This window comes from Streptomyces sp. NPDC002209 (assembly GCF_042890265.1).
GTDB lineage: Bacteria > Actinomycetota > Actinomycetes > Streptomycetales > Streptomycetaceae > Streptomyces.
Window position 1 is genome coordinate 33,377 of sequence record NZ_JBIARX010000011.1, and the last position, 23,003, is coordinate 56,379.

Annotated in this window: 21 protein-coding genes; 6 read left to right on the forward strand and 15 right to left on the reverse strand. The window is 72.1% G+C overall.

The annotated features are described in order from the left end of the window. Positions 1 to 12: 12 nt before the first annotated feature. From ACFYXK_RS22050 to fahA, 7 genes are all read right to left on the reverse strand, one after another. Positions 13 to 2,742, reverse strand: coding sequence for a fumarate reductase/succinate dehydrogenase flavoprotein subunit (locus ACFYXK_RS22050; protein ID WP_389412672.1), 2,730 nt, complete (start codon positions 2,740 to 2,742; stop codon positions 13 to 15). A 29-nt stretch (positions 2,743 to 2,771) separates the two neighbouring features. After that, positions 2,772 to 3,539: an ABC transporter ATP-binding protein gene (locus ACFYXK_RS22055; protein ID WP_389412673.1), complete on the reverse strand. Its 768-nt coding sequence runs from the start codon at positions 3,537 to 3,539 to the stop codon at positions 2,772 to 2,774. 40 nt (positions 3,540 to 3,579) lie between these two features. Then, complete coding sequence (locus tag ACFYXK_RS22060; protein ID WP_389412674.1) at positions 3,580 to 4,428, reverse strand: ABC transporter permease; 849 nt, start codon at positions 4,426 to 4,428, stop codon at positions 3,580 to 3,582. Next, the gene (locus ACFYXK_RS22065) at positions 4,425 to 5,777 is read right to left on the reverse strand and encodes an ABC transporter substrate-binding protein (protein ID WP_389412675.1); all 1,353 of its coding nucleotides are present in this window, start codon (positions 5,775 to 5,777) and stop codon (positions 4,425 to 4,427) included. Before ACFYXK_RS22065 ends, ACFYXK_RS22060 begins: the two co-directional genes overlap by 4 nt. A gap of 50 nt (positions 5,778 to 5,827) precedes the next feature. Further along, entirely contained in the window at positions 5,828 to 6,055 is a 228-nt protein-coding gene (locus tag ACFYXK_RS22070) for a ferredoxin family protein (protein ID WP_389412676.1), read from the reverse strand. Between the two features lie 37 nt (positions 6,056 to 6,092). Next, on the reverse strand, positions 6,093 to 6,863 hold the full coding sequence (locus ACFYXK_RS22075) for a GntR family transcriptional regulator (RefSeq protein ID WP_389412677.1): 771 nt from the start codon (positions 6,861 to 6,863) through the stop codon (positions 6,093 to 6,095). A 151-nt stretch (positions 6,864 to 7,014) separates the two neighbouring features. Further along, positions 7,015 to 8,241: a fumarylacetoacetase gene (gene fahA / locus ACFYXK_RS22080; protein WP_389412678.1), complete on the reverse strand. Its 1,227-nt coding sequence runs from the start codon at positions 8,239 to 8,241 to the stop codon at positions 7,015 to 7,017. A gap of 141 nt (positions 8,242 to 8,382) precedes the next feature. Here fahA and ACFYXK_RS22085 point away from each other — a divergent pair, with 141 nt between their 5' ends. Next, the gene (locus ACFYXK_RS22085; RefSeq protein WP_389412679.1) at positions 8,383 to 9,204 is read left to right on the forward strand and encodes a Cof-type HAD-IIB family hydrolase; all 822 of its coding nucleotides are present in this window, start codon (positions 8,383 to 8,385) and stop codon (positions 9,202 to 9,204) included. A gap of 17 nt (positions 9,205 to 9,221) precedes the next feature. Here ACFYXK_RS22085 and ACFYXK_RS22090 read toward each other — a convergent pair whose 3' ends face one another. Both ACFYXK_RS22090 and ACFYXK_RS22095 read right to left on the reverse strand, forming a co-directional pair. After that, positions 9,222 to 11,252: a CocE/NonD family hydrolase gene (locus ACFYXK_RS22090; protein ID WP_389412680.1), complete on the reverse strand. Its 2,031-nt coding sequence runs from the start codon at positions 11,250 to 11,252 to the stop codon at positions 9,222 to 9,224. After that, entirely contained in the window at positions 11,249 to 11,503 is a 255-nt protein-coding gene (locus ACFYXK_RS22095) for a hypothetical protein (RefSeq protein ID WP_389412681.1), read from the reverse strand. The genes ACFYXK_RS22090 and ACFYXK_RS22095 overlap by 4 nt, the downstream gene beginning before the upstream one ends. A gap of 190 nt (positions 11,504 to 11,693) precedes the next feature. Between ACFYXK_RS22095 and ACFYXK_RS22100 the strand changes: the two genes are divergently transcribed. The 4 genes from ACFYXK_RS22100 to ACFYXK_RS22115 all read left to right on the forward strand — a co-directional run bounded on the left by ACFYXK_RS22100 (position 11,694) and on the right by ACFYXK_RS22115 (position 14,861). After that, the gene (locus tag ACFYXK_RS22100; RefSeq protein ID WP_389412682.1) at positions 11,694 to 12,704 is read left to right on the forward strand and encodes a polyprenyl synthetase family protein; all 1,011 of its coding nucleotides are present in this window, start codon (positions 11,694 to 11,696) and stop codon (positions 12,702 to 12,704) included. 174 nt (positions 12,705 to 12,878) lie between these two features. After that, positions 12,879 to 14,123 carry an outer membrane lipoprotein carrier protein LolA gene (locus ACFYXK_RS22105; RefSeq protein ID WP_389412683.1) on the forward strand — a complete coding sequence of 415 codons (1,245 nt, stop codon included), beginning with the start codon at positions 12,879 to 12,881 and terminating at the stop codon, positions 14,121 to 14,123. A gap of 118 nt (positions 14,124 to 14,241) precedes the next feature. Next, positions 14,242 to 14,445 carry a ribbon-helix-helix domain-containing protein gene (locus tag ACFYXK_RS22110; RefSeq protein ID WP_229337077.1) on the forward strand — a complete coding sequence of 68 codons (204 nt, stop codon included), beginning with the start codon at positions 14,242 to 14,244 and terminating at the stop codon, positions 14,443 to 14,445. Beyond that, on the forward strand, positions 14,442 to 14,861 hold the full coding sequence (locus ACFYXK_RS22115; RefSeq protein ID WP_266626542.1) for a hypothetical protein: 420 nt from the start codon (positions 14,442 to 14,444) through the stop codon (positions 14,859 to 14,861). The genes ACFYXK_RS22110 and ACFYXK_RS22115 overlap by 4 nt, the downstream gene beginning before the upstream one ends. Before the next feature lie 37 nt (positions 14,862 to 14,898). On the opposite strand, the gene ACFYXK_RS22120 is transcribed toward ACFYXK_RS22115, so the two are convergent. The 3 genes from ACFYXK_RS22120 to ACFYXK_RS22130 all read right to left on the reverse strand — a co-directional run bounded on the left by ACFYXK_RS22120 (position 14,899) and on the right by ACFYXK_RS22130 (position 18,405). Further along, the gene (locus ACFYXK_RS22120) at positions 14,899 to 16,215 is read right to left on the reverse strand and encodes a M28 family metallopeptidase (RefSeq protein ID WP_389412684.1); all 1,317 of its coding nucleotides are present in this window, start codon (positions 16,213 to 16,215) and stop codon (positions 14,899 to 14,901) included. Between the two features lie 232 nt (positions 16,216 to 16,447). After that, complete coding sequence (gene rarD, locus ACFYXK_RS22125) at positions 16,448 to 17,404, reverse strand: EamA family transporter RarD (protein WP_389412685.1); 957 nt, start codon at positions 17,402 to 17,404, stop codon at positions 16,448 to 16,450. Between the two features lie 146 nt (positions 17,405 to 17,550). After that, complete coding sequence (locus ACFYXK_RS22130; protein WP_389412686.1) at positions 17,551 to 18,405, reverse strand: SDR family oxidoreductase; 855 nt, start codon at positions 18,403 to 18,405, stop codon at positions 17,551 to 17,553. Positions 18,406 to 18,507: 102 nt separating this feature from the next. Between ACFYXK_RS22130 and ACFYXK_RS22135 the strand changes: the two genes are divergently transcribed. After that, complete coding sequence (locus tag ACFYXK_RS22135; protein ID WP_389412687.1) at positions 18,508 to 18,870, forward strand: winged helix-turn-helix transcriptional regulator; 363 nt, start codon at positions 18,508 to 18,510, stop codon at positions 18,868 to 18,870. 71 nt (positions 18,871 to 18,941) lie between these two features. Here the strand turns inward: ACFYXK_RS22135 and ACFYXK_RS22140 are convergent, their stop codons facing one another. From ACFYXK_RS22140 to ACFYXK_RS22150, 3 genes are all read right to left on the reverse strand, one after another. Next, entirely contained in the window at positions 18,942 to 20,009 is a 1,068-nt protein-coding gene (locus ACFYXK_RS22140) for a 2-oxoacid:ferredoxin oxidoreductase subunit beta (protein ID WP_389412688.1), read from the reverse strand. After that, positions 20,002 to 21,945 carry a 2-oxoacid:acceptor oxidoreductase subunit alpha gene (locus ACFYXK_RS22145; protein ID WP_389412689.1) on the reverse strand — a complete coding sequence of 648 codons (1,944 nt, stop codon included), beginning with the start codon at positions 21,943 to 21,945 and terminating at the stop codon, positions 20,002 to 20,004. The genes ACFYXK_RS22140 and ACFYXK_RS22145 overlap by 8 nt, the downstream gene beginning before the upstream one ends. A 287-nt stretch (positions 21,946 to 22,232) precedes the next feature. Next, entirely contained in the window at positions 22,233 to 22,904 is a 672-nt protein-coding gene (locus ACFYXK_RS22150) for a response regulator transcription factor (RefSeq protein ID WP_078622395.1), read from the reverse strand. Positions 22,905 to 23,003 lie beyond the last annotated feature (99 nt).

Consider the following 23,003-nt stretch of genomic DNA (forward strand, 5'->3'; position numbering starts at 1 on the left):
ATGTTGACGCCGTCAGTGGCGACTGGCATATGCGCGGACATCTGCGTCCGGATCCGAGGTGGCCGTGGCCAGGGCCGTGCGGGCCTCCGGGACGGTGCGGTGGGTCCGGAGGGAGAGGACGGCGGCCTTGCGGACGTCCGCGTTGTCGTCCTTCAGGGCCGAGGCCAGGGCCGGTACGGCCTGCTCCGGAACCGCGGCGGACAGCGCGGCGGCCGCGCCCGCGCGGACCTGCCAGGCCGGGTCGGCCAGGGCCGCCACCGCCGTCGCCGCGTAGGCGCCCGGGCAGCCCGTCGCCGCCAGCGCCGCCAGGGCCGCGGCGCGGACCAGCGGGTCCGGGTCCGTGAGGAGCGGGTCCAGCGGAGCCGGGGCCGGGGCGTGGACCGCCGCGAGGCCCTTGGCCAACGCGACCCGGACCTCCCGCGCCGGATCCGCCGCGGCCCGCGCGAGGGCGTCGACGGCGTCCACCGAGACCAGCGCCCGGACCGCGTGGATGCGGACCTCCGGGTCGGGGTCCGCGAGGGACTGCGCGTACAGGCCGGCGCCGCCGAGGCGCAGCGCGCGCAGGGCCTCCAGGGAGGCCGCTCGCACCACCGGATCCGGTACGGCCAGTGCCGCGCGCAGGGCGGCCCCCAGCTCCGGATCACCCGGCAGGACCTCCAGCAGCTCCCGCAGCGAGCCCGCGGCGGCCGCCCGTACCGCAGGGGCCGGGTCGGCCAGGGCGGCGGCCAGGGCCGGCCCGGCGCCGGCCGGGACGGTCTCGGTGACCACGCCGACGGCAGCGGCCCGCACCGCCGGATCGGCATCGGTGAGGTACGGGCGCAGGGCCGTCAGGTCCGGGGACTCCTCGGCGAGGCCGAGCAGTTCGAGGATCCGGGGCGAGGGGCCGCTGCCCACTGCGCCGCCGGCCGCGTCGGCCGCGGCCACGGACGGCGCGGCCGGCGGCACCGGGTCGGCGGCCGGGTCGGCACCGGGCGCGGTCCCCGCCGTGGCCACGCCGACCAGTTCGACCTCGCCCAGGTGGCGGGACGCCCCGCCCGTCGGCGTGAATTCGGGGACGGGGACCACGTACGGCTCCACCGGCCGGGCCGTGAACTCCATCGCCCCCGAAGCCGACTTGCGCAGATCCAGGTGGTGCAGCCAGCCCGCGTCGTCGCGCTCCGGGTGGTCGAGGCGCTCGTGGTACAGGCCCCAGCGGGACTCCGTCCGCGCCAGCGACGCCCGCGCCGCCATCTCCGCGCAGTCCCGGATGAAGGACACCTCCGCGCACCGCATCAGCTCGTGCGGGCTCTGCGCCCCCATCTCCTCGATCTCGCCGCTCATCCGGGTGAAGGCCTCCACGGCGAGGGAGAGCTTCGCACCCGTCTTCGGCGGGGCCACGTAGTCGTTCACGAAGCGCCGCAGCTTGTACTCCACCTGCGGCTGCGGCGGCCCGTCCGGCCGGCGCAGCGGACGGTAGACCAGCTCGTGCGCCGCCGCCACCTGGTCCGCGGGGAGCGGGCCCTCGTACGCCGTGTACTGCGCCGCGTCCTCGCCCGCCAGGTCGCCGAAGACGAACGCCCCGATCATGTAGTTGTGCGGTACCGAGGCCAGGTCCCCCGCCGCGTACAGCCGCGGCACGGTGGTGCGTGCGTGGTCGTCGACGCGCACGCCCGACGCCGAATGCCCCCCGCACAGTCCGATCTCGGAGATGTGCATCTCGATGTCGTGCGTGCGGTAGTCGTGGCCGCGGCCCGCGTGGAAGGTGCCGCGGGTCGGCCGCTCCGTGGTGTGCAGGATCGATTCGAGGGAGGAGACGGTCTCCTCGGGGAGGTGGCTCAGCTTCAGGTACACCGGCCCCCGGTCCGAGGCGAGTTCGGCCGCGAACTCGGACATCATCTGCCCCGACCAGTAGTCGGAATCGACGAACCGCTCGCCGTGCCGGTTGACCTGGTAGCCGCCGAAGGGGTTGGCGACGTACGCGCACGCCGGCCCGTTGTAGTCCTTGATCAGCGGGTTGATCTGGAAGCACTCGATCCCGGTGAGGGCCGCGCCCGCGTGGTAGGCCATGGCGTAGCCGTCGCCCGCGTTGGTCGGGTTCTCGTACGTCCCGTAGAGGTATCCGGAGGCGGGGAGGCCGAGCCGGCCGCAGGGGCCGGTCGCGAGGATGACCGCGCCCGCGCGGACCGTCACGAAGGCGCCGGTACGGGTGTTGAAGGCGGCCGCGCCGATGGCCCGGCCGTCCTGCGGCGAGGTGAGGACCCGGACCGGCATCACCCGGTTCTCGATCCGGATCCGCTCGCGCATCTCGCGGCGGCGCAGCTGCCGGTAGAGGACCTTCTTGACGTCCTTGCCCTCGGGCATGGGCAGTACGTACGAGCCGGAGCGGTGGACCCGGCGGACCGCGTACTCGCCGTGCTCGTCCTTCTCGAACTTCACCCCGTACGACTCCAGGCGCTGCACCATCGCGAAGCCGCGGGTGGCGGTCTGGCGGACGGCGGACTGGTCGACGACGCCGTCGTTGGCGCGGGTGATCTCGGCGACGTAGTCGTCGGGCTCGGCGCGGCCGGGGACAACCGCGTTGTTGACCCCGTCCATGCCCATCGCGAGGGCGCCGGAGTGGCGCACGTGCGCCTTCTCCAGCAGCAGGACCCGCGCGCCGCGGCCCGCGGCGGTCAGGGCCGCCATGGTGCCGGCGGTGCCGCCGCCGATGACGAGGACGTCGCAGGAGAGTTCCTCGGCGTCGGCGATCGCGGGGATGTCCATGGTGGGGGCTGCCCTTCGGGGGTCGGCGGTCACAGGGAGGAGAGGATCCGGCGGCGGAGGGCCGAATGATCGGCGGACCGGTCGCGCGGAAGCGGTACGTCGACCACGGTCCCGGTGTGCAGCAGCGCGACGCGGTCGCCCACGAAGAGGGCCTCGTCCACGTCGTGGGTGACGAAGACGACCGTCGCCCCGGTGCCGGCGAGGACGCCGACCAGGAGGTCCTGCATCCCGGCACGGGTCTGGGCGTCGAGCGCTCCGAAGGGCTCGTCCATGAGGACGGTGCGGGGGTGCGCGGCGAGGGCGCGGGCCAGCTGGACGCGCTGGCGCTGTCCGCCGGAGAGCTGGTGCGGGAGCTTGTGCGCGTGCTCCGCCAAGCCGGCGCGGGCCAGCCAGTCCCCGGCGGTCCGGCGCCGCTCGGCGCGGGGCACCCGCCGGACGGCGAGGGGCAGTTCGACGTTCCCCCGTACGGTGCGCCACGGCAGCAGGGCGTCGTCCTGGAAGACGAGCGCCCGGTCGGCGCCGGGCCGGGTGATCGGGGTTCCGTCCTGCGTGACGGTGCCGGCGAGCGGGGGCAGCAGCCCGGCCAGGGTGCGCAGCAGCGTCGACTTCCCGCATCCGGAGGGCCCCACGACGGCCAGGACCTCCCCGGGCCGGATGTCGAGGTCGAGCCCGTCGAGGACGGCCGGGCCGCCGGGACGGCCGAGCCGGACCCGGTCCAGCCGGAGGGCGGCGCCGGGCGGCGCGTCAGCCGCGGTGGCGGGGCCGCGGGTGGTGGCTGGGGCCGCATGTGCGGACATGGGGGGACCTCCTGTGCGTGGTCGAATGCCGGTCGGCGCCTCAAACGCCGGCGGGGCTGGCAGGGCGCTGCGCGTCTGCCGGCTGCCTTGAGTGCCCGGCGGGCGGCCCTGCGGAGGGGCGCTCGGTCCGGGTCGGGAGCCAGTGGGTCAGGCGGCGGCCCAGGCGTTCCACCGCCGTCGAGGTCAACCAGCCCAGTGCGCCGATCGTGGCCATGCCGACGAAGACCCCCGGGTAGTCCACCACCGTGTAGTCCTGCCAGGTGCGGTAGCCCACCCCGTACTCGCCCGAGATCATCTCCGCCGAGATCACGCAGATCCACCCGACCCCGATCCCGACCGACAGGCCCCCGAAGATCCCGGGGAGCGCCCCGGGCAGGACCACCGACAGCAGGATCCGCCCCCGGCCGCCGCCCATCGTCAGGACCGCCTCCTCCCAGACCGGGGACAATGCCGCCACCGCGTGGCGGGTCGACACCAGGACCGGGAAGAACGCCGCCGTGCACGTGATGAACACGATCCCCTGCTCGTTCGAGGGGAAGAGGAGGATCGCGACCGGGACGAGCGCGATCGCCGGGATCGGGCGCAGGACCTCCAGCACCGGGCCGAGCACGTCCGCCGCCACCCGCGAGCGGGCGATCGCCGTGCCCACCGCCACCCCCAGCACCGCCGCCAGGGCGAAGCCCGACACGATCCGGCCCAGGCTGGAGAGAAGGTCCTGCCAGTACGGACCGGTCGACGCCCGTTCGGCGAGCTTCGCCGCGACCTCCGCCACCGTCGGGAACTGCCCGAACCGGAGCCAGAGTTCCACATCCAGCGAAGTCAGCAGCTGCCACGCCACCAGGGCCGCCCCCAGCGAAGCCACGCGCAGCAGCCGGCGCCCCGGGGTCATGAGGCGATGCCTCCGGCTTCGGCGAAGCTCACGATCCGCGCCCCGGACCCGTTGTGCTGGTCGACGTACGAACGGGCGCCCGACCGGGTGACGAAGGCCCGCAGTTCGGCGCCCTCCGCCACCCACACCGCCTTGTCGGCGAACCAGAGGGTTCCGGTCACCGCGTCCGGCACGTACGCCGCCCGGACGTCGGCGCCCTTCAGGGCCTTCAGGAGGGCCGCCGGGGTGTCGAACGTCCGGGTGGCGGGCTCGTTCTTCAGCCACAGCTCGGGGCGGGCGGGGGCCGCCGCCGGGTAGTCCGCGTCCGGCACGGCGCGCTTGAGCGGCGCGGGGTCCACGAACGCGTCCACGTCGACGTCACCGACCAGCTTCGCGTCCCTGAGGACCGGCACGTCCTCCTTCAGCGCCGCCAGCAGCTCCGGCCGCAGCGCCGGATCGAAGGTCGCGATCCCGTTCGCGCCGTTGTACAGGTACACGACCTCCGCCGGCAGCCCGGTCTCCTTCGCCACCGACTCGGCCGCCGCGACCGGCTGCGTCCGCAGGTACTCGGTCGCCCTGCGCTGCGCGCGCAGGAAGTCGTCCAGTACGCCGGCCCGCTGCGCCGCGAACTCCTGCCGCACCGTGACCCCGTGGAAGGTCGGCAGGTTCAGCTCGGCGCCGTCGTAGAGCGCCCTGGCCTTCCCCTCGTACGCGAGCTGCCCCGGCCAGGCCACGAACTGCGACAGCGCGTCCGCACTGCCCGCCTGGAGGGCCGAAGCGCCCACGCTGGGCTGCTGGTTGAGCTTCTGGATGCCGCTCGAAGGATCGATCCCGGCCCGCTGCAGGGCCCGTACGAGGGTCCCGTCCGCGGCGGAGCCGACCGAGGTCGACACCTTCTTGCCGCGCAGGTCGGCCAGTGACTCGAACGTCGCGTTCGGCGCGGTGACGACGGTGTTCAGGCCGCCGCGCAGGTTGTAGCCGGTCACGGAGACGAGGCGGGTCGGCTGCTTCAGCTCCTTGCCGCGCGCCGCGTTGATCAGGAGAGGGAAGTCGCCCATCGAGCCGATGTCGATCTTCCCGGCGGTCATCTGGGCGGTGATGGGCGCGCCCGTGGCGTAGTCCTGCCAGTCGACCTTGTAGGTGACGCCGTCCTTCCTGCCGCGCGCCGCGAGCTCCTGCTCGAAGTAGCCGAGGGAGCGCAGCAGGGTGCCGGCGGTGACGGTGTTGATGGTCTTGGACTGGTAGCCGACGGTCACGGTCACGGTCCCGGGGCCGTCCGCCCCGGAGGCGTCCCCGCCGCACGCGGTGGCCAGCGGAGCGAGGAGCAGCAGGGCGAGGGCGGCGGGTGCGAGAGCTCTCGTACGGAACATCGGATGGGGGCCTTTCACCGGGGTTGCAGGGGGCGCCGGATTCGCCCGGGTCACCGGAGCAGGTACGGCATGTTGACGGTCACCGCGCCCGTGGGGCAGCGGGCGGCGCACGGGCCGCAGTACCAGCACTCGTCCACGTGCATGTAGGCCTTGCCGCTGTCCTGGTGGATCGCGAGGGAGTCGAGCGGGCACATGTCGACGCAGAGGGTGCAGCCGTCGATGCACAGGGACTCGTCGACGGTCACGGGCACGTCGCCGCGCTGGGGGACCAGAGGCATGGCTGTCTCCAGGAAGGAAGGTGGGGGAACGCGGGGCTCAGAGGGAGCGGCGGAGCAGGCCGCTCATGGTGATCCGGTCGCCGCGGAAGCGGATGAACTCCAGGTCCACGGGCCGGCCGTCGCCCAGATGGGTGAGCCGCTCCAGCATCAGCACGGCGGCCCCGCGCGGGGCCTGCAGGACGGCGGCGGAGTGCGCGTCGGCGTTGACGGCCTCGAGGGTGATCTCGGCATGGCCGAGGGGCTGTCCCGTCAGGGACTCCAGCAGCCGGAAGACGTCGGTGTTCTCCAGGTCGCAGCCGAGCAGTTCGGCGCCGATGTCCAGGGGGACGTACGTCAGGTCGAGTGAGAGCGGGAGCCCGTTCAGGCGCCGCAGCCGCTCGATGTAGAGCACGTCGGCGTGCTCGGGAACCCGCAGCCGGGCGGCGACCGGGGCGGGGGCGCGCACGGGGCCGACGGTGCGGACCTCGTTGGTCACCCGGCCGTGCTCGTGCAGGGTTTCGGCCAGGCCCTGGAGGCGGTCGAGGCCGTGGGGGTACTTCTCGCAGACGACGACGGTCCCGACCCCGGGCCGGCGTTCGACGAGCCGCTCGCCGCGCAGCAGGTCGAGGGCCTGGCGGACGGTGTTGCGGCCCGCCCCGTAGTCGGCGGCGAGGGAGTCCTCCAGGGGGAGGACCCCGCCGGGGTAGCCGCCGGCCAGGATCTGGTGGCGCAGCAGGTCGGCGAGCTGCCGCGCCTGGTCCGCGCGCAGTCGCCGCCGGCGCGCGGCGGCGACCGGGACGGTGTGCTCACGGGTGCGTTCGGCTGGCATGGCAGGGAACATACCGATGGCTTCCGGCCAGTGGTGTTGCCGCAGTGTTGCGCCACCGCGTGCCCTCAGCCGGAGGGTCGTGACCTGCTACGACGCCGGGGTGGCGGAAAGATCCGCCACCCCGGTGAGGCTGTTCGTCCCGAGGGGCGGACTAGCGGGATCCCACAATGCGGCCGGTGACCTCGCCGAGGCCCACGCGGGTGCCCTCGGGGCCCGGGGCCCAGGCGGTCAGGGTGACCGTGTCGCCGTCCTCGAGGAAGGTGCGCTTGCCGTCGGCGAGCTCGATGGCGTCCCGCCCGTTCCACGTCAGCTCCAGCAGCGAGCCGCGCTGTGCGACCTCGGGGCCGCTGACCGTGCCCGAGCCGAAGACGTCGCCGGTGCGCAGGGAGGCGCCGTTGACGGTCATGTGCGCGAGCTGCTGGGCAGCGGTCCAGTACATCGTCGCGAACGGCGGCTGCGCGACCTCCTGCCCGTTGATGGACACGGTGATGTGGAGGTCGAAGCCGCCGGGCCGGTCGGCGTCGGCGTCGTCGAGGTAGGGCAGGAGGGGGAAGTCGCGGGCCGGCGGGGCGACCCGGGCCGCCTCGAGGGCCTCCAGCGGGGTCACCCAGGCGGAGACGGAGGTGGCGAAGGACTTGCCGAGGAAGGGGCCCAGCGGCACGTACTCCCAGGCCTGGATGTCGCGCGCCGACCAGTCGTTGAGCAGGAACAGCCCGAACACGTGGTCCTCGAAGGCGCCCAGCGGCACCGGGCTGCCCTGCTCGGACGGGGTGCCGACGACGAAGCCGACCTCGGCCTCGATGTCGAGCTTGACGGACGGGCCGAAGACGGGCGCCGGGTCGGCCGGGGCCTTGCGCTGCCCGGACGGGCGGACGACGTCGGTGCCGGAGACGACGATCGTGCCGGAGCGGCCGTGGTAACCGATCGGCAGGTGCTTCCAGTTGGGGGTGAGCGCGTCCCCGTCCGGGCGGAACATCCTGCCGACGTTGGTGGCGTGGTGCTCGCTCGCGTAGAAGTCGACGTAGTCGGCGACCTCGTACGGCAGGTGCAGGGTGACGGCGTCCAGCGGGACGAGGTGCGGCTCGACCGTCACGCGGTGGCCGGGGTCGGTCACCCAGGCGGTCAGCGCGCGGCGCACGTCGCGCCAGGCGGTGCGGCCGGCGGCCAGCAGCGGGTTGAGCGAGGACTGCCCGAGCAGCGCGGCGTACGGGGAGCCGAGCGCGGCCGCGGCCGCCCCCGCGTCGAGCACGTGTCCGCCGATGCGCACACCGATGCGACGGCGGCCGGGCTCCGCGGAGGTGGAGAAGACGCCGTACGGGAGGTTGTGCGGCCCGAACGGGTCGCCCTCGGGCACATCGAGGGGGCTCTGCTGGGGCATGGGGTACTGCCTCGCTTTCGACGCGGTCCGGGGGTATCCCGGTGGGCTGGTTGATACGTTACGTGGCCAGTGGGGCCTGCGGGAGGCCGGATTCGGGCTCTATTTGTAGGACTTGTCCAAAGGGGTCCGTATCCTTGCGCCGTGACTTCCGCCCCGCTTTCGGCCCTCCGCTATGCCCTGATCGCCACTGACCTGGACGGGACCCTGCTGCGCGCCGGAGACACCGTCTCCGCGCGGTCGTACGCGGCGCTCGCGACGGCGCGCGCCGCCGGCGCCCAGCACATCATCGTCACCGGGCGCCCCGTTCCACAGGTCCGCCACGTCCTGGACGACCTCGGCTACACAGGGCTCGCGGTGTGCGGGCAGGGCGCGCAGGTGTACGACACGGCGTGCGCGCGCCTGTTGCACTCCGTTCCGCTGGACCGGGACCTGGCGGAGGTGGCGCTCGGGAAGATCGAGGCGGAGATCGGCGAGGTGTACGCGGCGGTCAACCAGGAGGGGGTGGACGCCGAGATGCTGATAGGGCCGGGCTACCGGATGTGGCACCCGCACCTGCCGACGGTCCGGGTGCGCCGGCGCGCCGACCTCTGGGCCGCGCCGATCAACAAGGTGCTGCTCCAGCACCCGGAGCTGGACGACGACGAGCTGACGCGGGTCGCCCGTTCGGTGGTCGGGGACCTGGTGAACGTGACGATGGCGGGGGAGCACACGGTGGAGCTCCAGCCGCCGGGGGTCAGCAAGGCGAGCGGGCTGGCCCTGGCGGCGGAGGTGCTGGGCGTCGGCCCGTCGTCGACGATCGCCTTCGGCGACATGCCGAACGACATCCCGATGTTCGCGTGGGCGGCGCACGGCGTGGCGATGGCCAACGCCCACCGCGAACTGATCGCCGTGGCCGACGAGCTGACCCTCTCGAACGAACAGGACGGCATCGCGGTGGTCCTGGAACGCCTCTTCGCCGACTGATCCGGCCCGCCGGGCCGTCAACCGGCGGCGCGCGGCAACCGCCGCTCCCACGTCCGGTGGAACACCACCTCGTCCCCCTCCCGGCACACCAGCTCGTTCGAGGTCACGAACCCGCCCTCGTCGCACGAGATCTCCGACCGGGTCTCGATACGGGTGTCCCACCCCGACTCCGGCCGGTGCAGCCGGATCCGCCAGTCCGAACGGGTCCGGGCCGACAACGGGTCCGCCGAGTCGATCTCGTACACCTCCAGCGCGTCCTCCCCGTACTCCAGCCCGTCCGGATACACCCGCGTCCCCCCGTACCGCGGGTCCACCTCCAGCCGCCACCGCCCGCGCGCGACGTCCCGTACGACCAGCCGCTCCGGCCGCGGCTCGTCCAGCGTGGCCGGGACGACGACGCCCAGCGGCTCCGACTGCTCCGGCGGCTCGAAGCCGATGTGCGGATCCGGTCCGGCGGCGGCACGGACCGGCAGGACCAGCGCACTGCCGGCCGGATCCAGCGTCCACCCCGCCTCCGACCCGGCCCGCGGCCAGATCCACGGCCAGTACGCCGAGGACAGCGCGAGCCGGATCCGGTGGCCCGCCGCGAAGCGGTGCCCGATGCCGCTCAGCTCGAAGACCACGTCCTCGTACGCGCCCACCGGCCACGGCACCGCCTTGTCCCGGCCCAGCCGGGCCGAGAGGTTCAGCGCGCCCCGGGTGACCAGCGTCGAGGAGCCGTCGGGCGCCACGTCGCACAGCCGGGCCACCACCTGCCCGTACGGGACGTCCATCCGCAGCCGGGCGGTCACCTGCGCACGGCCCAGGATCTCCACCGGCTCGCGCCCCACCGGGAATTCGAAGCAGGCCGACTTCGCGTCCTCCTCCCGCTGGTCCGGCGGCAGGTCCGCGTCGTTGCCGAACGGGAGGAACCGCCCCGCGTCCAGCCCCGTGTGCTGCGGGGAGGCCACGGCCACCGGCGCACCCCGGAGCGCGTACGTGACGGGGGTGACGGCGGGGGAGGGCCACGCGGCGTCCCCGACCCAGCGGCCCGGCAGCACCTCGTACGTCGTCGCCGGCGGATGGGACTCCGAGATCCAGGAGCGCAGCAGGGGCTCGTCCATCACCCCGTTGTCGGCGCCCTTCAGCCAGTGGTCCCACCACCGCAGGGTCTCCTGGAGGAACCCGATCGCGGGTCCGGGCGGCAGCCCCCGGTCCGGGTACTGGTGAGGCCACGGGCCGATCAGCCCCCGCACCCGTTCGGCGGGCAGATGGGAGACCAGCCGCAGGACCGCGTCCCGGTACGGGTCGTGCCAGCCGCCCACCGCGAGGACGGCCGCGCCGATCGCCGGGTAGTCCTCGCAGACGCTGCCGTGGCGCCAGTAGCCGTCCCGCGTCTGATGGGCCAGCCAGGTGTGGATCAGGGGTTCGACGGATTCCAGCCGCGCCAGCCACTGCTCGCGCCAGCCGTCACCGGCGAACAGCGGGTCCGGCGGGCGCGCCGCGAAGGCCAGCATGGTCGCCGCCCACGCGTGCATGTCCACGGCCAGCACCGAGCCGCCCATGTAGTGGACGTCGTTGTCGTACCGGTCGTCCGTCGAGCAGACCGTGACGACCGCCTTCAGGGCCTTCGGCGCCAGAGCAGCGATCTGGAGGGAGTTGAACCCGCCCCACGAGATCCCGAACATCCCCACCGATCCCGTGCACCACGGCTGCGCCGCCAGCCACTCCACCACCGCGACCCCGTCGGCCAGCTCCCGCGCGTCGTACTCGTCGCCCGGGTTCCCGCCGCTGCAGCCGTGGCCGCGTACGTCCACCCGTACGGAGGCGTAGCCGTGGCCGGCGTACCAGGGATGGCGCTGCCGGTCCCGCGGGGCGGTCCAGTCCGTCAGCCGGTACGGCAGGTACTCCAGCAGGGCCGGAACCGGCTCGTCCGTCACCGGGCGCCAGATCCGGGCGTACAGCTCCACTCCTGCCCCAGGGCCTTCGGCCCGGGAGGTACCCCCAGGCATCGGGATCCGGACGTCCTCGTGCGTGGCCTCGTACGGGAACTCGGTACGGATGATCATGCGGGAACCACCTCGTTCGCCTCAGTGGACGGGGCGGACAGCGAGCGGCTCATGGTCAGCCGGCCGGCGGCGGCCATAAGGGTGGCGAACGCGCCGACGACGGAGACGAGGTGGACCATGGTCCCGTAGGCCGCCGAGACGGAGGCCGCGGTGCCCGGGGCCGCCCCCGGGCCGTCGGCGGGCGGCGGCTGGTCCGCCTCCGGGCCGACCGGTTCCGCCGGGTTCCCCATTTCGGTTGCAGTTCTGGACAAAACGCATTCTCCGGTTGTTTCGGCTCCTAATGAACATACCGGTGTGCATCGGGCGCTGCGCGGGTGGCGACATGGCGGGCGCTCTCGGTGATCGAAAACAGACCGGATACGCTGGCTTGAGTGATGGCAGCGACACATCGACAATCCAGGTGATCGTCAGCGTGATCGTCAGCAGACAGGAGTACCCCTCGTGACCGTCGTCGGGCCGTTCGGACTGAGCGTGCGGGACCAGGCTCTTGAGACCGATGTCCAGGCCGGACTGGCCGCCGTCGAGGCGGGTCTGCTGGAGGCCACCAAGAGCGAAGTCCCCTTCATCACCGAGGCCGCACAGCATCTGGTCCGGGCCGGAGGCAAGCGGTTCCGGCCGCTGCTGGTGATGCTCGCCTCGCGGTTCGGCGATCCCTACGCGCCCGGGATCGTGCCCTCCGCGGTGGTCGTCGAGCTCACCCACCTGGCGACGCTCTACCACGACGACGTCATGGACGAGGCGGACGTGCGCCGCGGTGTGGCCAGCGCCAACGCCCGCTGGGGCAACTCGGTGGCCGTCCTGACGGGTGACTTCCTGTTCGCCCGCGCCTCGCACATCCTGGCCGACCTCGGGCCGGAGGCCGTCCGCATCCAGGCCGAGGCCTTCGAGCGGCTCGTGACGGGCCAGATCCTGGAGACGGCCGGCCCGCGCGACGGCCGCGACCCGGTCGCCCACTACCTCGACGTCATCGCCGGCAAGACCGGCTCGCTGATCGCGGTCTCCGGCCGCTTCGGCGCGCTCATGTCCGGCGCCGACGAGTCGGTCGTCGACATCCTGACCCAGTACGGCGAGCGCCTCGGCACCGCCTTCCAGCTCGCCGACGACGTCCTCGACATCGCCTCCGACTCGCACGAGTCCGGCAAGACCCCGGGGACGGACCTGCGCGAGGGGATCCCGACGCTGCCCGTGCTGCGGCTGCGCGAGATGGCGGCCCAGGGCGGCGACCCCGACGACCTGGAGCTCGTGGGCCTCCTGGACGGCGATCTGGCCGACGACGCGCGGCACGCCGAGGTGCTCGCCCGGCTGCGCGTGCACCCCGCGCTGGAGCAGGCCCGCCGCGACACCATCCGGTACGCGCAGGACGCGCGCGCCACGCTCGCCCCGCTGCCGGAGTGCTTCGCGAAGTCGGCGCTCGAGGAGCTGTGCGACGCGGTGGTGCACCGCGCCGGCTAGGAGCCGTTCGGCAGGGCGAGGGCCCGGCATCCCCTACGGGTGGGGGATGCCGGGCCCTCGTCGTGTCATCCCTGGGGCGTACGCGGAGTTGGCCCCGGGGAGTGACGCCCCGACCCCCACCCCTTTGGTCAGATGGAGACACACCAGAACGGGTGACAAAGAGGTAGGGCAGACATGGCAACGAACGCAAAGACCCGCAAGGCCGCCCGGTACGCCGTACCGGTCGCGGTGGCGGGTGTGGCCGCCGCGACCGTGGCGATGGTCCCGGCCTTCGCGAACTCCGGCAGCCCGGACCTGCCGAAGGTGACGGCGCAGCAGCTCATCGAGAAGGTCGCGGCCTCGGACGCGCAGCAGCTGTCCGGCAGCGCGAAGATCAGCACCGACCTCGGTCTGCCGACCCTGGCGAGCGGGCTGCTCGGCGGCGGGGGCGTCGCGGGCGGCTCGGCCAACCCCGAGGACAAGATCGCGCAGCTGGCGAACGGCACGCACACCGTGCGCGTCGCGGCCGACGGCCCGGACCGCCAGAAGCTCACGTTCGTGGACGGCAAGGACGAGTACAGCCTCATCCACAACGGCGCAGACGTCTGGGGGTACGACAGCAAGGCCAACGAGGTCTGGCACGAGAAGGACACCGAGGGCGCGGCGCACGGCAAGGACCAGCAGGGCAAGGACCACAAGAAGACGGCCGACCGGATGGGCGGCGCCTCGCCCCAGCAGCTGGCCCAGGACATCCTGAAGGCCGCGGGCCCGACCACGGACATCAGCGTGGGCGACACCGCGCAGGTGGCCGGCCGGAACGCGTACCAGCTGGTGCTGAAGCCCAAGCACGGCGGATCCACGGTCGGCTCGGTCAAGATCGCGGTGGATGCCCAGAACGGCGTGCCGCTGCGGGTGCAGCTGCTGGCCGCCGAGGGCGGCAAGCCGATCGTCGACGCCGGGTTCACCAAGGTGGACTTCGCCAAGCCGTCCGCCGACACCTTCGCGTTCACCGCGCCCAAGGGCGCCAAGGTGACCGAGGGCGGGGCCGAGGCGGGCAAGGGCGGCGCCGGCCACGGCAAGGAGTTCAAGGGCCTGGAGTCCTTCCCCGGCCTCGACGCCCTGACCGGCGGCGCGGGCCTCCCGGGCGGCAAGGGCGGCGAGACGAAGGTGATCGGCGAGGGCTGGTCGACCATCGCCCGGATCGACACGGGCGCCGGCAAGGGCCTCCAGGACCTGGAGAAGTCGGCGAACGACAAGAACGCGCCGAAGGAGGCCAAGCAGTTCCTCGACTCCCTCGGGGGCAAGGTCACCGGCAAGTTCGGCGAGGGCCGGGTCTTCAAGACCCGCCTGGTCAACGCCCTGATCACCGACGACGGCAAGGTCTACGTCGGCGCGGTCACCAAGGACGCGCTGGTGAAGGCGGCCGACGCCAACAAGTAGCCGCAGCAGGGCGGGTGCGAGCGTAGGACTGTCCGAAGGGTGGGCGGGGACTGTGTCCCTGCCCACCCTTCGGCCGTTCCGGCCCCGTGTACAGCAGGCCCGCTGTACCGTGAAAAGCATGTCGAGACACGTCACCATCCGCCTGGACGAAGAGTTCCACGAGCGCCTCAAGGCACGCGCGGCGGCACTGGGGACGACGGTCACCGCGCTGATCACCGAGGTGACGGAACGCGAACTCGACGAGGACCGGAAGAACTTCCTTTCCGGCATCGAGGAGTTCGCCGACCACTGGAGCTACTTCCAGGAGCGGTTCGGCAATTGAAGATCACCATGGAGTGGGCCTGGACCGCTCTGGCCCACCATCTCCCGTCCGATCCCGCCGTGTGGGATCCCTCCGGGGTGGCCGCCGCGGTCGCCCGGCACCAGAACGACCTCGTCCTGGTACCCGAACAGCCCGCCCCGGACACCGCGTGGCGGGCCGCCGCGTTTCTGCACACCCTCGCGGTGTGCCCCGCGCTGGAATCGCCGATGAACGAGTTCTACGCGGCCGCCGCCACCCGCTCGTACCTGCGGGTGGCGGGAGCCAAGCAGCTGCCCTCGCCGGAGGACCTCGGCGATCTGGTGGAGGCGGCGAAGCTGGGCCGCGCGGACATCGGCGCGGTGGCCGAGGAGCTCCGCGCGCTGATACGGGAGCCGCTGACGGTCCCGCCGCAGGCCCGCACGGAGGACGCGCCCTGAGCCGGTGCGCCCTGAGCCGCGCCCCCCGGGGCGAGCGCTAGAAGGTGATCTTCCAGCTGTTGATGTAGCCGACGTCCTGCGCCGCCCCGTCCTTGGCCTGGAGCTTCCAGACACCGTTGGCCACCTCGCTCGAGGCGTTGACGGTGTACGTCTGGACGAGGTTGTCGGCGCTGCCGCCGCTGCGGTTGTGGAGGTTGTAGACGGTGCCGTCCGGGGCGATCAGGTCGACCACCAGGTCACCGCGGTAGGTGTGGACGATGTTCACGTCGACCTTGGTGGTGGCCGGGGCGTTGCCCGTGACGCCGGAGACCGTGATCGGCGAGGTCACCGCGGCGCCGGGGGAGTCCGGGATGTTCACGTCCGCCGTGTTCTCGAAGGACGGGCCGGGCGGCACCGGGGTGGCCGCCCCGAGGTTCCAGATCGCGTAGGCGATGGCGTCGGAGTTGCGGTCCAGGGCGGTGTCGTCGATGTTCGCCGAGGTGTCGCAGGAGGAGTGGTAGCAGCGGTCGAAGGCCTGCCCGGAGGTGCCGCCCCACTTCTGCGCCTGGGCCGCCGTCTTGGTGTAGTCGGCGCCGGAGAACAGGCCGCCGACCGGGATGCCCGCGCTCTTGAACGGGGCGTGGTCGGAGCGGCCGTCGCCCTCGGTCTCGATCTCCGTCGGGATGCCGAGCCCGGCGTAGTAGTTCTTGAAGGTCTGCTCGATGGTCGGGTCGTCGTCGTAGACGAAGTAGCCCGGGTTCGGCGAGCCGATCATGTCGAAGTTCAGGTAGCCGGAGATCTTCGCCTTCTCGGCGCTCGGCAGGTTGTTCACGTAGTACTTCGACCCGACCATGCCGAGCTCCTCCGCGCCCCACCAGCCGAACCGCAGGTGCTTGGTGGGCTGGAGCTGTGCGCGCGAGACGGCCAGGGCCGTCTCCAGGATGGCGGCCGAGCCGGACCCGTTGTCGTTGATGCCGGGACCGGCGGTCACCGAGTCCAGGTGCGAGCCGGACATCAGCACCGAGTTCGGGTCGCCGCCCGGCCAGTCGGCGATCAGGTTGTAGCCGGTCGCGCCGCTGCTGGTGAACGTCTGCAGGGTGGTGGTGAAGCCGGCCGCGTCCAGCTTGCCCTTCACGTAGTCGATCGAGGCCTTGTAGCCCGCCCTGCCGTGGGCGCGGTTGCCGCCGTTGGCGGTGGCTATGGACTGGAGCTGTGCCAGGTGTGCCTTGACGTTGGCCACCGGGATGTCGGGCGGTGTCGGCGCCGCGGCCGCCGCCGTGGGGGCGGCGAGTGCGGCGGGGGCGGTGGAGGCGAACAGGCCGGCGACCGCGATCGCGGTCACGGCGGCGAGACGCCGGGAGACGGACAGGCTCATGTGGGGGACTCCGGGATTCCGTTGGGGATTGAACGGAACGTGCGGGGTGGCGCAAGTGAGCGATCGTGCGTCAGTGCGAGCCTGATGTTCAGTGGAAGCGTGACGGCCCGTCAAGACCGAGATCCGGTCAGGGTGGTTCGGAAAACGGACGATCCCCGCCACGGGAGTTCCGTAGCGGGGATCGTGAGGGTATGGGGGCGGGGCGCCCGGCGCTGCCCGGTGCTGCCCGGTGTTACGCGGGCTCGGGCTCGGGCTCCGGGGCCGTCGCGGGCCGGGCGGCCCGGGCGGCTTCGAGACGGGCCCGGGTCTTGCCCGCCGTGCGCAGCGCATCCCAGGTCAGCAGCGCGAGCGCGGCCCAGACCAGGGAGAACCCGGCCCAGCGCTCGGGCGGCATCGCCTCGTGGAAGTACACGACACCGAGCCCGAACTGGAACACCGGGGCCAGGTACTGGAGCAGCCCGAGCGTGGACAGCGGGACCCGGATCGCGGCCGCCCCGAAGCAGACCAGCGGGATCGCGGTGACCAGCCCGGTCGCGGCGAGCAGCGAGGCGTGCCCGAGTCCCTCTGCGGCGAAGCTCGACCGGCCCTGCGCGCCCAGCCACAGCAGGTAGCCGAGGGCGGGCAGGAACAGCAGCGCGGTCTCGGCGGCGAGCGACTCGACCCCGCCCATGTTGAGCTTCTTCTTGATCAGCCCGTAGGCGGCGAAGGAGAAGGCCAGCACCAGCGAGATCCACGGCGGCCGCCCGTACCCGACGGCGAGCACCACCACCGCGGCGACGCCGATGCCGACCGCCGCCCACTGCGCCCGGCGCAGCCGCTCACCGAGGACCAGCACGCCGATCGCGATGGTGACGAGCGGGTTGATGAAGTAGCCCAGGCTGGCCTCGACGACCGCGCCGTTGTTCACGGCCCAGATGTACAGGCCCCAGTTCACTGAGATCACCGAGGCGGCGAGCGCGGTCAGGCCGAGCTTGCGGGGCTGGCGCAGCAGCTCCCGTATCCAGCCCCAGCGGCGCATGGCCAGCAGCAGTATCCCCACCACGCCCAGCGACCACACCATGCGGTGGGCGAGGATCTCGACGGCCCCGGACGGCTTGAGCAGCGGCCAGAAGAGGGGGACCAGCCCCCACATTCCGTATGCGCCGAATCCGTAGAGCAAACCCGTGCGCTGCTCGTTTTCCGCCTTCACGGGGCCTCCAGTCACATTCCAGCCAACTTCACGAAGGTAGCGCCGGACGAGCCGGATGTCATGCCCGTAGGCAGGAGATACTCATGACACCTCCGAGGCCTTGTGCGGCCGGGGCCGCGCGGGCCCGCGCCGCGGCCGGTCCCGGCTCAGGCCAGGGCGGAGCTGATCGCGTGGGCCACCGGGGTCGTCGGACGGCCGATGAGCCGGGACAGGTCCCCGCCGGTGTGGGCCAGCCGGCCGCGGGAGATCGCCGCGTCCACGTCGACGAGGATCGCCGCGAAGCCCTCGGGGACCCCGGCGCCGGTCAGGATCGACAGGTGCGCGTCGGCCGGGACCTCGGTGTACGCGACCTCCTTGCCGGACTGGGCCGCGATCTCGGCCGCGTACTCCGCCAGGCTCCACGCGGTGTCGCCGGAGAGCTCGTACACCCGGTTCAGGTGGCCCTCGCCGGTCAGCACGGCGGCCGCCGCGGCGGCGTAGTCCGCCCGCGCGGCGGAGGCGATCCGGCCCTCGCCCGCGCTGCCCACCACCGCGCCGTGCTCCAGGACGGTGGCGAGGTGGTGCGTGTAGTTCTCGTGGTACCAGCCGTTGCGCAGGAAGGTGTGGGGGAGGCCGGAGTCGAGGATCGCCTGCTCGGTGACCTTGTGCTCGGCGGCCAGGTCGAAGTCGGCCTCGGGGCCGCCGAGGATCCCGGTGTACGCGAGCTGGGCGACGCCGGCGGCCTGCGCGGCCTCGATCACCGCGGTGTGCTGCGGCACCCGGCGGCCGACCTCGTTGCCGGAGATCAGCAGGACGCGGTCGCCGGAGCGGAAGGCGGCGGCCAGGGTCTCGGGGGCGTCGTAGTCCGCGACGCGGACCTCCACGCCGCGCTCGGCCAGGTCGGCGGCCTTCTCCTTGCTGCGGACGACGACGGCGACGCGCTCGGCGGGGACCCGGGTCAGCAGCTCCTCGACGACGAGGCGGCCGAGGGCTCCGGTGGCTCCGGTGACGACGATGCTCATGGGGTGCGCTCCTTGCGTTGGGGCCTTGCGTTGGGGTGTGACACCACCGTAAAAGGAAGCGCTAACCTTTCGTAAGTACCCACTTCAAAGTAAGGTACTGGTATGAAGGTAAGCGGCAAGCCCCCGATGTGCCCGTCCCGCGGAGTGCTGGAGCACGTCACCAGCCGCTGGGGCGTACTGGTCCTGGCCGCCCTCGTCGAGCGCTCGTACCGGTTCAGCGAACTGCGCCGGGAGGTGGGCGGCGTCAGCGAGAAGATGCTGGCCCAGACCCTGCAGACGCTGGAGCGCGACGGATTCCTGCTGCGCGACGCCAAGCCCGTGATCCCGCCGCGGGTGGACTACTCGCTCACCGAGCTGGGGCGCGAGGCCGCCGAGCAGGTCTGGGCCCTCGCCCGGTGGACCGAGCGGCGCACGGCCGACGTCCAGGCGGCCCGCGCCGCGTACGACGAAGCCCGGAGCTCCTGAAGCAGGAACTCCGGGCCGGGCCGGCTCGGGTCGTACGCCGGTACGGGCGTACGGGGGACGCGTCGCAGGGGTCAGCCGACGACCGTCCACGTGTCGTTGCCGGTGAGCAGGGTGCTGAGGTCGCCCTTGCCCTTGTTGTCGACGGCCGTCTCGAGCTGCTCGGCCATCAGCGTGTCGTAGACCGGCCGCTCCACGCTGCGGAACACCCCGATGGGCGTCTGGTGCAGGGTGTCGGGGTCGGCCAGCCGGGACAGCGCGAACGCGGTCGTCGGGCCGGCGGTGTGCGCGTCGTGGACCAGGATCCGGGACTCGTTCTCCGGGGTCACCGCGACGACCTCCAGCTCCCCGGTGGCCTGGTTGCGCACGACGCCCTTGTGCCCGTCGACGCCGAAGCGGATCGGCTGCCCGTGCTCCAGCCGGATCACCGCCTCCTGCGCCTGCGTGCTGTCCTTGAGGACCTCGAAAGCACCGTCGTTGAAGATGTTGCAGTTCTGGTAGATCTCCACCAGCGCCGTGCCCTGGTGGTCCGCGGCCGCCCGGAGCACCTCGGTGAGGTGCTTGCGGTCGGAGTCGACGGTCCGGGCCACGAAGGAGGCCTCGGCGCCGAGCGCGAGGGACACCGGGTTGAAGGGGGCGTCCAGCGAGCCCATCGGCGTGGACTTGGTGATCTTGCCGACCTCGGAGGTCGGCGAGTACTGGCCCTTGGTCAGTCCGTAGATCCGGTTGTTGAAGAGCAGGATCTTGAGGTTGACGTTGCGGCGCAGCGCGTGGATCAGGTGGTTTCCGCCGATGGAGAGCGCATCGCCGTCACCCGTGACCACCCACACCGACAGGTCGCGGCGCGAGGTGGCCAGGCCCGTGGCGATCGCCGGGGCGCGGCCGTGGATGGAGTGCATTCCGTACGTGTTCATGTAGTACGGGAAACGGGACGAGCAGCCGATCCCGGAGACGAAGACGATGTTCTCCTTCGCCAGTCCGAGCTCGGGCATGAAGCCCTGGACGGCCGCGAGCACCGCGTAGTCGCCGCAGCCGGGGCACCAGCGGACCTCCTGGTCCGACTTGAAGTCCTTCATGGACTGCTTGGCCTCGGCCTTGGGGACCAGCGAGAGCAGGTGGGGGGCGTCGGTCACCTCAGTCATTGATGGCCTCCTCGAGAACCTTCGCGAGCTGCTCAGCCTTGAACGGCATTCCGTTGACCTGGGTGTACGACTGGGCGTCCACCAGGTACTTCGCCCGGATCAGGGTGGCGAGCTGCCCGAGGTTCATCTCCGGCACCACTACCTTGTCGTAACGCTTCAGGACCTCTCCGAGATTCCTCGGGAAGGGGTTGAGATGGCGCAGGTGCGCCTGTGCGACCGGGGTCCCGGCGTTGCGCAGCCGGCGGACGGCGGCGGTGATCGGGCCGTAGGTGGAGCCCCAGCCGATGACGAGGGTGCGGGCCTGGTCGGGGTCGTCGACCTCGAGGCCGGGGACCTCGATGCCGTCGATCTTCGCCTGGCGGGTGCGGACCATGAAGTCGTGGTTGGCCGGGTCGTACGAGATGTTGCCCGTGCCGTCCTGCTTCTCGATGCCGCCGATCCGGTGCTCCAGGCCCGGCGTGCCGGGGACCGCCCACGGGCGGGCCAGCGTCTGCGGGTCGCGCTTGTACGGCCAGAAGACCTCGGTGCCGTCCGCGAGCTGCTGGTTCGGGCTCGTCGCGAAGGGCGTCTTCAGGTCCGGGAGGTCCGCGATGTCCGGGATCCGCCAGGGCTCGGAGCCGTTCGCGAGGTACCCGTCGGACAGCAGGAACACCGGCGTCCGGTACGTCAGCGCGATCCGCGCCGCGTCCAGGGCCGCGTCGAAGCAGTCCGCCGGGGTCTTCGGGGCCACGATCGGCACCGGGGCCTCGCCGTTGCGCCCGTACATGGCCTGGAGCAGGTCGGCCTGCTCGGTCTTGGTCGGCAGGCCCGTGGAGGGGCCGCCGCGCTGGATGTCCACGATGAGCAGCGGCAGCTCGAGCGAGACCGCGAGCCCGATCGTCTCGGACTTGAGCGCGACGCCGGGGCCGGAGGTGGTGGTCACGCCGAGGGCGCCGCCGAAGGCCGCGCCGAGCGCCGCGCCGATGCCGGCGATCTCGTCCTCGGCCTGGAACGTGCGCACGCCGAAGTTCTTGTGCTTGCTCAGCTCGTGCAGGATGTCCGAGGCCGGGGTGATCGGGTACGAGCCCAGGTAGAGCGGCAGGTCGGCCTGCCGGCCCGCCGCGATCAGCCCGTAGGCGAGGGCCAGGTTCCCGGAGATGTTGCGGTAGGTGCCGGTCGGGAAGGCCCGCGTCGCCGGTGCCACCTCGTAGGAGACGGCGAAGTCCTCCGTCGTCTCGCCGAAGTTCCAGCCGGCCCGGAAGGCGGCCACGTTCGCCTCGGCGATGTCGGGCTTCTTCGCGAACTTCTGCCGCAGGAAGTGCTCCGTGCCCTCGGTGGGCCGGTGGTACATCCAGGACAGCAGGCCCAGCGCGAACATGTTCTTGCTGCGCTCGGCCTCCTTGCGGGAGAGCCCGAAGTCCTTCAGTGCCTCGACCGTGAGGGTCGTCAGCGGCACCGGGTGGATGTTGTAGGCGCCCAGCGAGCCGTCTTCCAGCGGTGAGGTCTCGTAGCCCACCTTGGCCATCGGGCGCTTCGTGAATTCATCGGTGTTGATGATGATCTCGGCGCCGCGCGGGACGTCTGCGATGTTCGCCTTCAGCGCCGCCGGATTCATCGCCACCAGCACGTTCGGGGCGTCGCCCGGCGTGAGGATGTCGTGATCGGCGAAATGCAGCTGGAACGAGGAGACACCCGGCAGGGTGCCGGCAGGGGCGCGGATCTCGGCCGGGAAGTTCGGCAGCGTGGAGAGGTCGTTCCCGAAGGAAGCCGTCTCCGAGGTGAACCGGTCACCGGTGAGCTGCATACCGTCACCCGAGTCACCTGCGAACCGGATGATCACCCGGTCGAGGCGGCGTACTTCCTTGCCGCTCGGGCCCGGGGCTGTCCGTTGTTCGCCGACTACAGCCCCTTCGGCCCCGTCGGCCTGTTCGGCTGGGCTACTGACCTGGCTGGTCACTGAACTGGACCTCCTTCGAGGCTTGGCGTTCCCGCTCCCAAGGTCAACCCTACGTCGGTAGGAGTGGCCTCCTCGGGGGACGCTCGTATTCTGGACCGTCGTCTGCGGCGGTCTGTCGAGAGAATTCCGCGGGATTCCGCGGAATTCCGAGAGATTCCGAGATTGCGTGCCGTGCAGAAATAGTGCGAGCTCCCTGCGGCCAGGTGCGGTATCGCCGTACCTGACAGAGTGTCAGTTGATCAAGGTTTTGATCAATGCCCCCGTGTTTCGGTCAGGTGGTGTTCCGATCAGGACCGCAGGTAGGTGAGGACGGCCAGGACTCGCCGGTGGTCCCCGTCGCTCGGGGACAGTCCGAGCTTCATGAAGATGTTGCTGACGTGCTTCTCCACCGCTCCGTCGCTGACCACGAGCTGCTTGGCCACCGCCGAATTGGTGCGGCCCTCGGCCATCAGGCCCAGCACCTCGCGCTCGCGCGGGGTCAGCCCGGCCAGCACGTCCTGCTTCCGGCTGCGCCCGAGCAGCTGGGCGACCACCTCGGGGTCCAGGGCGGTGCCGCCCCGGGCCACGCGTACGACGGCGTCCAGGAATTCCCGTACGTCGGCCACGCGGTCCTTGAGCAGGTACCCCACCCCGGTACTGGAACCGGCCAGCAGTTCGGTGGCGTACTGCTCCTCCACGTACTGCGACAGCACGAGCACGCCTATCCCGGGATGCTCCCGGCGCAGCCGTACGGCGGCCCGTACGCCTTCGTCGGTGTGCGTCGGCGGCATCCGTACGTCGGCCACCACCACATCCGGCAACGCGTCCTCGGCCGCCAGCTCCGCCACCGTCTTGATCAGGGCTTCCGCGTCCCCGACGCCGGCCACGACGTCATGCCCCCGGTCGGTCAGCAACCGGGTCAGGCCCTCGCGCAGCAGCACTGAATCCTCGGCGATGACCACCCGTACCCTGTCTTCCACGATCCAGCAGCTCCCGCGTTCACACGTTCCCCGATGTCCCTGACTCAGCCAAGCATCCCAGCCTCGAGGACGGATGTAGGCGAGACCGGATCAACGCGT